The organism is Microbacterium sp. (genome assembly GCF_039812165.1).
In the GTDB taxonomy this organism is placed as follows: domain Bacteria; phylum Actinomycetota; class Actinomycetes; order Actinomycetales; family Microbacteriaceae; genus Microbacterium.
Genome location: NZ_JBDIAB010000087.1, coordinates 1 through 11,331 on the forward strand (window position 1 = coordinate 1; position 11,331 = coordinate 11,331).

10 protein-coding genes are annotated in these 11,331 nt (G+C 72.9%); 3 read left to right on the top strand and 7 right to left on the bottom strand.

Features of this window, described 5'->3' with window-relative positions:
* On the bottom strand, nt 1-1,622 hold a 1,622-nt coding region (locus WML84_RS08550; RefSeq protein WP_347345722.1), incomplete at its 3' end, for a biotin carboxylase N-terminal domain-containing protein.
* Between the two features lie 5 nt (nt 1,623-1,627).
* A complete protein-coding gene (locus WML84_RS08555; RefSeq protein ID WP_347345723.1) occupies nt 1,628-3,226 on the bottom strand; it encodes a carboxyl transferase domain-containing protein in 1,599 nt (532 codons plus the stop codon).
* A gap of 95 nt (nt 3,227-3,321) precedes the next feature.
* Between WML84_RS08555 and WML84_RS08560 the strand changes: the two genes are divergently transcribed.
* Complete coding sequence (locus WML84_RS08560; protein WP_347345724.1) at nt 3,322-3,927, top strand: TetR/AcrR family transcriptional regulator; 606 nt, start codon at nt 3,322-3,324, stop codon at nt 3,925-3,927.
* Nucleotides 3,928-3,957: 30 nt separating this feature from the next.
* Nucleotides 3,958-5,751: an alkaline phosphatase family protein gene (locus WML84_RS08565; protein WP_347345725.1), complete on the top strand. Its 1,794-nt coding sequence runs from the start codon at nt 3,958-3,960 to the stop codon at nt 5,749-5,751.
* A gap of 145 nt (nt 5,752-5,896) precedes the next feature.
* On the opposite strand, the gene WML84_RS08570 is transcribed toward WML84_RS08565, so the two are convergent.
* From WML84_RS08570 to WML84_RS08580, 3 genes are read right to left on the bottom strand one after another with little or no spacing between them, the layout of a single operon-like run.
* Nucleotides 5,897-7,285 carry a dihydrolipoamide acetyltransferase family protein gene (locus tag WML84_RS08570; RefSeq protein WP_347345726.1) on the bottom strand — a complete coding sequence of 463 codons (1,389 nt, stop codon included), beginning with the start codon at nt 7,283-7,285 and terminating at the stop codon, nt 5,897-5,899.
* Complete coding sequence (locus tag WML84_RS08575) at nt 7,282-8,292, bottom strand: alpha-ketoacid dehydrogenase subunit beta (RefSeq protein ID WP_347345727.1); 1,011 nt, start codon at nt 8,290-8,292, stop codon at nt 7,282-7,284. Before WML84_RS08575 ends, WML84_RS08570 begins: the two co-directional genes overlap by 4 nt.
* Nucleotides 8,292-9,410 carry a thiamine pyrophosphate-dependent dehydrogenase E1 component subunit alpha gene (locus tag WML84_RS08580; protein ID WP_347345728.1) on the bottom strand — a complete coding sequence of 373 codons (1,119 nt, stop codon included), beginning with the start codon at nt 9,408-9,410 and terminating at the stop codon, nt 8,292-8,294. The genes WML84_RS08575 and WML84_RS08580 overlap by 1 nt, the downstream gene beginning before the upstream one ends.
* Nucleotides 9,411-9,588: 178 nt before the next feature.
* On the opposite strand from WML84_RS08580, the gene WML84_RS08585 reads away from it, so the two are divergent.
* Entirely contained in the window at nt 9,589-10,065 is a 477-nt protein-coding gene (locus WML84_RS08585) for an Lrp/AsnC family transcriptional regulator (RefSeq protein WP_347345729.1), read from the top strand.
* A gap of 47 nt (nt 10,066-10,112) precedes the next feature.
* On the opposite strand, the gene WML84_RS08590 is transcribed toward WML84_RS08585, so the two are convergent.
* Complete coding sequence (locus WML84_RS08590) at nt 10,113-10,412, bottom strand: DUF1905 domain-containing protein (protein ID WP_347345730.1); 300 nt, start codon at nt 10,410-10,412, stop codon at nt 10,113-10,115.
* A 13-nt stretch (nt 10,413-10,425) separates the two neighbouring features.
* Nucleotides 10,426-11,313, bottom strand: a complete 888-nt coding sequence (locus WML84_RS08595) for an alpha/beta hydrolase (RefSeq protein ID WP_347345731.1) — start codon at nt 11,311-11,313, stop codon at nt 10,426-10,428.
* Between the last annotated feature and the right edge of the window lie 18 nt (nt 11,314-11,331).

The window sequence follows — 11,331 nt, forward strand, 5'->3', positions numbered from 1 at the left end:
ACGGCGCCGTCCGCGGCGACGCGGACGTCGCCGTCGCCCCCGGCCACGGGCCCGACCCGCCCCGTCGCGATCGCGTCGTCGTCGGTGCGGAGCAGGACGCGAGCACCCGCGTGGAGACCGCCCAGCCGCCACCCCGGCACCGGCGGCGAGGCCCACAGCGCCGATGCCCGGCTCGACGGGGTCCGCTCGCGCAGCGCCCGGAGGGCGTCGGCGGCGAGGTCGAGGAGCACGGCGTCGGGCATCGCCGCCGGGACGGAGCCGCGCGCGACCAGGCGGTCGATCAGGCCCGTGTCGAGGTCACCGGCGCGCACCGCCGGCTCGGCCAGCAGCTCCCGGAGGAACGCGAGGTTGGAGTCGACGCCGAGGAGCACCGTGTCGGCGAGCGCGGCGTCCAGGCGCTCGAGCGCGGCGGCACGGTCGTCGCCGTGGGCGACGACCTTCGCGAGCAGCGGGTCGTAGTCGGCCGTCACGGCCATGCCGGACTCGATGCCGGCATCCGTCCGCACGCCGGGCGCGGCACGCCACAGCAGCACGTCGCCCGTGGCCGGGAGGAACCCTCGCGTCGGCGACTCGGCGTAGACGCGCGCCTCGATCGCGTGACCCGACAGGCGCAGCTCCCCCTGCCCGAACGCGAGCGGCTCGCCCGCCGCGATCCGCAGCTGCTGCTCGACGAGGTCCAAGGCCTCGCCGCCGACGCGGACGACGAGCTCGGTCACCGGATGCTCGACCTGCAGGCGCGTGTTCATCTCGATGAAGAAGAACTCGTCGGGCGCGTGCGCCGACACGAGATACTCGACGGTGCCGGCGCCGCGGTAGTCGACGCTCCGCGCCGCCGCGCACGCGGCCTCGCCGAGGCGCGCCCGCAACGCGGCGTCGACGACGGGCGACGGCGCCTCCTCCACGACCTTCTGGTGGCGGCGCTGCAGGGTGCACTCGCGCTCGCCGAGCTGGACCACGTGGCCGTGCGCGTCGGCGAGCACCTGCACCTCGATGTGCCGGGGTCGCTCGACGAGGCGCTCGAGCAGGAGCGTGTCGTCGCCGAACGCCCCCGCGGCGACCCGCCGCGCGCTCGCGAGCGCCGCGGGCAGCTCGTGGAGCGCCCGGACGACCTGCATGCCCTTGCCACCGCCGCCGGCCGACGGCTTGACCAGCAGCGGCAGCCCGATCGCCGCGGCGCGCTCCGCGATCGTCGCGTCGTCGAGCCCCGCGGCGCTGAACCAGGGCACGGTGGGCACGCCGTGCTCGGCGACGCGCTCCTTCGCGCGGATCTTGTCGCCCATGACGGCGAGCGCCTCCTCGCCCGGCCCGACGAACACGACGCCTGCCGCCGCGCACGCGTGCGCGAGCGCCGCGCTCTCGGACAGGAACCCGTAGCCGGGATGGACCGCCTGCGCCCCGGTCTCGCGTGCGGCCGCGACGATCGCCTCGACGTCGAGGTACGAGGCAGCAGCGCCGGCCGGCCCGATCCGCACGGCGACGTCCGCCTCGCGCACGTGCGCGGCACCGGCATCCGCGTCGCTGTAGACGGCGACCGAGCGGATGCCGAGGCGCCGCAGCGTCCGGATCACGCGCCGGGCGATCTCGCCGCGATTGGCGACCAGCACAGTGTGGAACAGCGGCATCGCGATCACATCCGGAAGACGCCGAAGCGCGGCTCGGGAAGGGGTGTGCGCGACACGACGTCCAGCGCGAGACCGAGCACGTCGCGCGTGTCGACCGGGTCGAGGATGCCGTCGTCCCACAGCCGTGCGGTCGCGTAGTAGGGGTCGCCCTGCTCCTCGTACTGCGCGCGGATCGACTCCTCGAAGGCGGCGCGGTCCGCGGCATCCCATTCCCGGCCCTGCACGGCGAGCTGGTCGCCCTTGACCGTCGAGAGCACGGACGCCGCCTGTGCGCCGCCCATCACCGAGATGCGGCTCGCCGGCCACGACCACAGGAACCGCGGCGAGTACGCGCGCCCGCACATGGCGTAGTTGCCGGCTCCGAACGAGCCGCCGATGACGACGGTGAGCTTCGGCACACGCGTCGTCGCGACCGCGGTGACCATCTTGGCGCCGTCCCGCGCGATGCCCGCCGCCTCGGCCTCGCGACCGACCATGAAGCCGGAGATGTTCTGCAGGAACAGCAGCGGCACGCCGCGCTGATCGCACAGCTCGATGAAGTGGGCGCCCTTGCGCGCCGAGTCGCCGAACAGGATGCCGTTGTTCGCGACGATCCCGACGAGGTGGCCGTGCAGGCGCGCGAAGCCGGTGACGAGCGTCTCGCCGTACTCGCGCTTGAACTCGTGCAGCTCGCCGCCGTCGACGAGGCACGCGATGACGTCGCGGACGTCGTACGGCTGGTTCACGTCGACGGGGACGAGGTCGTAGAGGTCGTCGGCGGCGCGGGCGGGCGGCACCGTCGCCGCGACCTCCCACGCGGGTGCCAGCGGCGGCGGCAGCGTGGCCACGATGTCGCGGACGATCTCCAGCGCATGCTCGTCGTCGTCGGCGAGGTGGTCGACGACGCCGGAGCGCGTGGCGTGGAGGACCCCGCCGCCGAGCTCCTCCGCCGTCACGACCTCGCCGATCGCGGCCTTGACGAGCGGCGGGCCGCCCAGGAAGATCGTGCCCTGCTCGCGCACGATGACGGTCTCGTCGCTCATCGCGGGGACGTACGCGCCGCCGGCCGTGCACGAGCCGAGCACCGCGGCGATCTGCGCGATGCCCGCGGCCGAGAGGCGCGCCTGGTTGTAGAAGATGCGGCCGAAGTGGTCGCGGTCGGGGAACACCTCGTCCTGCAGCGGCAGGTAGGCGCCGCCGGAGTCGACGAGGTACACGCACGGCAGCCGGTTCTCCAGGGCGACCTCTTGCGCCCTCAGGTGCTTCTTGACCGTGAGCGGGTAGTACGTGCCGCCCTTCACGGTGGCGTCGTTGCACACGACCATGACGTGGCGGCCGTGCACGAGGCCGATCCCGGCGATGAGCCCCGCGCCGGGGGCGTCGCCGCCGTACACTCCCTCGGCCGCGAGCGGCGCGATCTCGAGGAACGGGCTCCCCTCGTCGAGCAGCCTCGTGACGCGCTCACGGGGCAGCAGCTTGCCGCGCGCGACGTGCCGCTCGCGCGACGAGACGGGCCCGCCGACGGATGCCGCGGCCAGGCGTGCCCGCAGGCCCGCGGCGGCGGTACGCTGAGCCTCGCCGCTCCGTGCGGCAGTGTCGCCGCTCACACCCGTTGCTCGCGCCATGGCCGCCTCATCGCTGCGCGTGGACCGCATTCGCGGCGATCCGCTCCACCAGTTAGTATATGTTAACCAAGACCACGGTAGCGAGGACCCCCGACATGGCAACCGACGGCAGTGTGCGAACCCCGCGCGTACGGGCGAAGGCCGACCGTCAGGCCGCCCTCCTGCGCGAGGCCGCACGGCTGTTCGCCGCCCGCGGGTTCGACGGCGTGAGCCTCGAGGACCTCGGCGCCTCCGTCGGCGTCACCGGGCCGGCGATCTACCGGCACTTCTCCAGCAAGCGGGCGCTCCTGGGCGCGATCCTCGTGCGCGTGAGCGAAGAGCTCCTCGACGGCGGCCGCACCGTCGAGGAGGAGACCCCCGACCCGACCGAGCGGCTCGACCGGCTCATCGCGTTCCACGTCGACTTCGCGCTCAGCGGCGCCGACGTGATCCGCGTGCACGATCGCGAGCTCGGGAGCCTGAGCGACGCCGACCGGCGCACGGTGCGGACGCTCCAGCGCACCTACGTGGCGCTGTGGGTGGACGTGCTCGCGCAGCTGCATCCCGAGCGTCCGCGCGACGACCTGCGCGTCCGCGCGCACGCGAACTTCGGGCTCATCAACTCGACGTCGTACAGCCTGCGCGGCGTCGGCGACGCCCTCCCGGACGGCGCGGTGCGCGGCATCCTCGAATCGATGGCGCGCGCCGCGCTGGCCGCCTGACGAGCCGCAGCAGCGGCTACCCTGACGACGATGGCACGCAAGAACCGTGAGACGTCGGCCGAGGACGACCCCGCCGCCGCCCACGACCAGGAGCAGTCCCGCCGCGAGTTCCTCAAGCTCGGCGGGCTGACCGCCGCCGGGCTCGTCGTCGGCGGAGGCGTGGGAGCCGCCGCGGGCGCCTCGATCGGGCACACGCTCGGGTATCGCGCGGGCGCCTCCGACTACCTCGCGCTGCCGCCGCGCCACGAGCCGGGCTTCGACCATGTCGTCGTGCTGATGGGCGAGAACCGCTCGTTCGACAACCTTCTCGGCTGGCTGTACACGCCCGACACGCTTCCCGAGGGCGAGACGTTCGACGGCCTCGCCTTCGGCGACTACGCGAACACCGACGACACCGGCCTCACCGTCGCCGCACACGTCTACTCGGGTGCGACGGACGTCGTGATGGGGCAGCCGAACCCCGACCCGGGCGAGGAGTATCCGCACGTCAACACCCAGCTGTTCGGCACGGTGGAGCCGGCGTCGAACCGCACCGCCCAGGTCGACTGGATGGCCGCGCCCTACAACGCCCCCCGAGCCGGCGCCGACCCGACGATGGGCGGATTCCTGCAGGACTACCGCAACAACCTCGAGCGGCTGCGCCTGGGTCAGGTGCCGCACGACGACGAGGTCGCCCAGATCATGGGCGGCTTCTCCCCCGATCAGCTGCCGGTGCTGTCGACGCTCGCGCGCGAGTTCGCGGTGTTCGACGCCTGGTTCGCCGCCGTCCCCTCGCAGACGTACTGCAACCGGTCGTTCTTCCACGCGTCGACGTCGCACGGCTACGTCACGAACACGCACGCGGGCGGCTACCAGAAGTGGCTCGACGCCCCGGAGGTGCCGACGATCTTCAACCGGCTCGAAGAGGCCGGCATCTCGTGGAAGATCTACTTCGACGAGCTGCAACTGGTCTCGCTCACCGGCGTGATGCACGCTCCGGTGCTGGAGAGGTACTGGCGCACCGAGCGCTTCGGCTACATGTCCGAGTTCTACCAGGACGCGCGCGAAGGCAGGCTCCCCGCCTACGCGTTCATCGAGCCCCGCATGGTGTTCAACCACAACGACTTCCACCCGCCGTTCGGCGTGTACCGCTCCACCGAGGTCGACGGGCGCATGGTGGTCGACTCTGCCGTGTCGGATGTCCGCGCCGGCGAGCACCTGATCGCGAGCGTCTACGAGGCGATCAAGCTCAGCAAGAAGGCGGACGGGTCGAACGCGATGAACACGCTGCTGCTCATCACCTTCGACGAGCACGGCGGCACCTACGACCACATGCCGCCGCCGGACGCGATCTCGCCGACCATCGACGAGCAGCCCGGCGAGATGGACTTCGCCTTCGACCGTCTCGGACTGCGGGTCCCCACGATCGCGGTGTCGGCGTACACGAAGGCCGGCACGATCGTCCACGACGAGATGCACCACGGCGCCGTCATCGCGACGCTCTCGAGACTGTACGGGCTGAAGCCCCTCACGCGCCGCGACGCGTCGGCGAACGACCTGTTCTCGGTCGTGAACCTGCAGGAGCCCCGTGACCCCGCCACGTGGCCGGCCGTCCACCCCATGTGGGTGCCGCCCAACAACGAGGAGGACGAGCTCGAGGACCTGCACGCCGGCAAACACAGGCACAAGCCGATCAGCCCGCCCGGGCGGGGTCTGCTCGGTCTGCTGCTCGCCCGCTACGGCTCCGAGAGCGACCTCACCGCCGAGACCACGTACGCCGACGCGTACCACATCCTGCACAAGCACGGCCTGGGGCTCTTCTACCCCAAGGAGCGCGAGCGCTGACGACCGCCGCATCCGGCCGACGCTGCGCCCCAGATCAGGAGATCTGACGGAGACAGGACGATACGCGGCGAATCGTCCTGTGCTCGCCAGATCTCCTGATCTGGTGGCCGGATGCCGCGACCACCCGGGGGTCGACGCGGCCGCGTCAGCGCAGCAGCATCGCGCGGCCGGGTTCGCGCAGGATGCCGGCGACCTCGGTCAGGAACCGCGAGCCCTGCTCGCCGTCGACGACGCGGTGGTCGAACGAGAGGCTCAGGGTCATGACGTCGCGCAGCGCGACGGCGCCCTCGTGCTCCCACGGCTGCCGCCGCACCGCCCCGAGCCCGAGGATGCCGGTCTCTCCGGGATTGAGGATGGGCGTCCCGGCATCCACTCCGAAGACGCCGAAGTTCGTGAGCGAGAACGTGCCGCCGCCCAGCTGTGCGGGCGTCGCACGCCCCGCGCGGGCGGCCTCGGCGAGCGCGCCGATCGCGTCGGCGAGCTCGTCGAGCGCGAGCGCGTCGGCACCGTGCACGACCGGCACGAGGAGCCCCCGCGGGGTCGCGGCGGCGATGCCGAGGCCGACGCGGTCGTACTGCACGATCTCGCCGGCCTCGTCGTCCCAGTGCGCGTTGAGCTCACGATGGCGCCCGAGCGCGAGGCACACGGCCTTGGCCGCGACGGCGAGGACGCCGATGCGGTGCCCGCCGAGGGCCGGGTCGTCGCGCAGCGCGGCGATCAGGCGCATCGTCTCGGTGACGTCGACGGTGAGGAAGACCGTCACGTGCGGCGCGGTGAACGCGCTTCGCACCATCGCCTCGGCCGTGCGCTTGCGGACCCCGCGGATCGGCACGCGCGTCTCGCCCGTGCCGTCGGTCTCGCCCATCGCCGGGCCGACCGCCTCGACGTCGCGTCGATCGGCTCGCGCGAGCGCGGGCGCGCCCGCGGGAGACAGTGCGGCGCTGCGCTCGGCGAACGCCTCGACGTCGGCGCGCGTGATGACGCCGGCCACCCCGGATGCCTCGACCAGCGCCAGGTCGACGCCGAGCTCCTTCGCGAGCTTGCGCACGGGCGGCGTCGATCGTGGCCGCTCGTGCCGCGCGTCGGCGGGCTGGTCGGCCGGAAGCGCGTCGTGCGGAGCCGCCTCGAGCACCGCCGTGTCCGCGGCGACGGCTTCCCCGGAGGCGCGCTGGCGCGACCGTCGCCTGGGACGTTCGGTGCTTCTCGGCGCGGCGCCGTAGCCGACGAGGGTCGGCGGCACCGCCTCAGCGGCCGCCGCTGTCGCGGTGGTCCGCGGCGCGGCGCCCTCGGGTGCCGCGGCGACCTCGAACGCGAGGAGGGCGTCGCCGACGGCGACGGTGTCGCCCGCCTCGGCGCGCAGCGCCGTCACGGTGCCCGCGTACGGCGACGGCAGCTCGACCACGGCTTTGGCCGTCTCGACCTCGGCGATCGGCTGGTTGAGCGTGACGGTGTCGCCCTCGGCGACGAGCCACTGCACGACCTCGGCCTCGGTGAGCCCCTCGCCGAGATCGGGCAGGCGGAACTCGGCGATCATCGTTCCACCCCCGACAGGCTGTTCGGGCGGTCGAGCACGCGGTCCACGGCATCGAGGATCCGGTCGAGATCGGGCAGGTGGTGCTTCTCCAGCTTCGCGGGCGGGTACGGGATGTCGTGGCCGGTCACACGCTGCGGCGCCGCCTCGAGGTAGTGGAAGCACCTCTCCGTCACGCTCGCGACCAGCTCGGCGCCCACCCCGGCCTCGCGCGGCGCCTCGTGGGTGACGACGACGCGTCCGGTCTTGCGGACCGACGCCGTGACGGTGTCGTAGTCGACCGGCGACAGCGAGCGCAGGTCGACGACCTCGAGGGAGATGTCGTCGTCCTCGGCGGCGATCGCGGCATCCAGCGCCGTCGTCACCTGCGCGCCGTAGGTGAGGAGCGTGACGTCGGAGCCCTCGCGCACGACGCGCGCGAGGCCCATCGGCGGCGCGTCGGCGATGTCGGCGTCGAGCGTCACCTCGCCCTTGGTGTGGTAGAGCCGCTTGGGCTCGAAGAACACGACGGGGTCGTCGCACGCGATCGCCTGCCGCAGCATCGTGTACGCGTCCTGCGGATTCGACACCGCGACCACGCGAAGGCCCGCGGTGTGCACGAAGTACGCCTCGGGCGACTCGGAGTGGTGCTCGGCGGCGCCGACGCCGCCCGCCCACGGCACGCGGATGGTCAGGGGCATGCGCACGTTGCCGCGCGTGCGGTAGTGCAGCTTCGCGACCTGCGACACGATCTGGTCGAAGGCGGGATAGACGAAGCCGTCGAACTGGATCTCGACGACCGGGCGGAAGCCGCGGTACGCGAGACCGACCGCGGTGCCGACGATGCCGGACTCGGCGAGCGGCGTGTCGATGACGCGCTTCGCGCCGAACGCGTCGAGCAGGCCGTCGGTGACGCGGAAGACGCCGCCGAGGCGGCCGACGTCCTCGCCCATCACGAGCACCTTGTCGTCGTCGGCCATCGCGCGCCGCAGGCCCGCGCCGAGCGCCTTGCCCATCGTCAGCTCGGCCATCACGGCACCTCCTCGTCGGAGAAGCCGGCCAGGTACGCGGCGAACTCGCGGCGCTGCTCGTCGAGACCGCGGTGCGGCTCGGCGTAGACGCCGTCGAACACGCCGATCGGCGGACGCGACCGCGCGCCGAGCGCCGCCGACCGCATGCCCGCGGCGAAGTCGTCGGCCGCCGCGGCGACCGATCCGGTGAACTCGTCGTCGAACGCGTCCTTGCTCCGCAGCCACGCCTCCACGCGGGCGAGCGGGTCGCGCCGGCCCCAGCCCTCCACCTCGGCGGCGTCGCGGTAGCGGGTCGGGTCGTCCGAGGTGGTGTGCGGGCCCATGCGGTAGGTGATCGCCTCGAGGAACGCCGGACCGCGGCCCCGTCGGGCGTGATCGAGGGCCCAGCGCATCGCGGCGAGGCATCCGATCACGTCGTTGCCGTCCACTCGCAGGCTCGGGATGCCGAAGCCCGGCGCCCTGCCTGCGATCGGGAACCGCGCCTGCACGCCGACCGGCTCGGAGATGGCCCACTGGTTGTTCGAGCACACGAACACGACCGGCGCCTGGAACGAGGAGGCGAACACGAGCGCCTCGTTGATGTCGCCCTGGCTGGACGCGCCGTCGCCGAAGTACGCGACCGCGACCTGGTCGGCGCCGTCGCGCTGGATGCCCATCGCGTACCCGACGGCGTGCAGGCCCTGCGCACCGACGATGATCTGCGTGCTGGCGAGGTTGAGCTCGTACGGGTCGTAGGTCGAGTGCTCCTCGCCGCGCCACGCGAGCACCGTGTCGCGCGGCTGCGCGCCGCGCACGAGCGCGACGCCGAGCTCGCGATAGCTCGGGAACAGGAAGTCGTCGCGGCGGCACGCGCGAGCGGTGCCGACCTGCACGGCCTCCTGGCCGCGCGCGGGGGCCCAGAGTCCGAGCTCGCCCTGCCGCTGCAGCGCGACGCCCTCGGTGTCGGCGCGACGGGTGACCGCCATGTCTCGGTACAGCGCCTGCACGAGCGGCACGTCCAGGTCGGTGAGCCACGGGTCGAGGTCGTGGTCGGCGATCCGTGCGCCGTCCGGGGTGAGGACGCGCGCGATCGCGTCGAGGTCTGTGGATAGTTCCGGTGCGGTGCTCAGGGTGTGCATCGTCTCGTCCCTTCAGGTCACGCCTCCCCATCTCGTGAACGGGGACGCCGTTCCCGCACGGCGTCGTCGCCGGCTGTGAGGCGAGGGTACGTCCGAATCGCATCTGGCTCAAGCTTGCGCGTGATAATTGAGCATGTTGCCAAGCCGAATAGGGGCCTGAGTGCTATTGTTGGGCGATATGGGAGCCTTGGACCGGGTCGATCTCGAACTGCTGGACGCGCTCGCCGACGACCCCCGCGCCACGGTCGTCGCGCTCGCCGAGCGGCTCGGACTGTCGCGCAACACGGTGCAGGCGCGCATGGGACGCCTCGAGCGCTCCGGGGCGCTCCTCTCCTACGAGCGATCGCTGTCGCCGCGGGCGCTGGGCTTCCCGATCGAGGCCATGATCAGCGTCACCGTGCGCCAGGCCGACCTGCCGCGCATCACCGGCGAGCTCGCGCAGCTCCCCGAGGTCGTGCAGGCGCACGGCCTGAGCGGCCAGATCGACCTGCTCGTGCACGCCGTCGCGCGCGACACGCAGCACCTCTTCGAGGTCGACGCGCGCATCCTCGCGATCGACGGCGTCGAGCGCACCGAGACGTCGCTCGTGATGGACGAGGTCATCGCCTACCGCATCCGTCCCCTGATCGCCGAGGCGCGGCGCGAGGAGCGTTAGGGCCCGCCGGCGGCGACGGATGCCGGCACGATCGTCACGGTCCGCCCTCAGCCGTCGAGCACCTCGAGCCGCACGACGACCGGGCCCCCGTCGACGAGCCCCTCGGCGTCGCGCACCGCGCGCTTGAGCGGCAGCACGTAGGCGCCGCGCTCCGCGTCGGGGAAGATCGACGTCGACCACTCCGACCCGCCGATGCGGGCGCGCACGCGCACCGACCCGAAGCCCCGGTATGGGCGCGGGATTTCGCGGATGTCGGCGCTCAGCTCGGGCGGCAGCGCCGTGAAGAACCACGACGAGTCGGCGCGCGCGTCCCAGCGGAAGACGTCGCCCTCGAACTCGACGATCATCGCCGCGCCGTCGTCATAGTGACTCCCCGAGGAACCGCGCGATCGCGTCGGCCGCCGGCCGCGGCGTCTCGTAGTGGATGAGGTGTCCGACGTCCGGGATCTCGACGAGCTCGGCGTCGGGGAGGATCCGGGCGAGCTCGCGCTCCTTCTCGATCGGCGTGATGTCGTCCTTCTGCGCCGCGACCAGGAGAGTCGGCTGCGCGATGCGCGGCGCGAACTCGCGCACGTCGTGCGAGACCGAGGCGACGAACGCGTCGTGCAGCACGTCGCGGTCGGCGAAGCGCGAGAAGTAGGTGTCGTGCTGCTCGTGGACGAAGCGCAACAGCTCCTTGTCGCGCGTCTTCGCCATCGACGCGCTCATGACGCGCACGATGACGCGGCTGCGCAGGACTGCCTCGCCGAGGCGGCGGGGCAGGCGCGCGCCCGCCCAGTAGTAGAAGACCGCGAGACGGGTCAGGATGCCGCGGGGTCCCTCCAGCGCGGGTGCACCGATCGGGTTGACGAGCACGACGCGCGGCGTCTCGAGGCCGTCCGCGACGGCGGCGGCCACGACGATCGACCCGAACGAGTGCCCGAGGATGTCGGCGCCGGGCGCCACGGCCGCTGCGAAGGCGCGCAGCCATTCCACGTAGAGGGCGAGGTCGTGCGTGCGGGCCGGGATCGGCGCGGTCTCGCCGAAGCCGGGCAGGTCGGGCATGACGACGCGCACGCCGGGGAGGTGGGCGACCACCGGCTCCAGTCCGTGATGCTCGCCGCGGAATCCGTGCACCGCGACGATCGTCGTCCCCGCGTCGTCGGGGCCGTACGCCCAGTACGCGGTCGTCCCGCCGAGCACCTCGACCTCGTGACGCTCGACCGGGATGCGGGCGAGCCGCGAGGCGTAGGGGCTGGTGACGGGCACCCGTCGAGTCTACGAGCG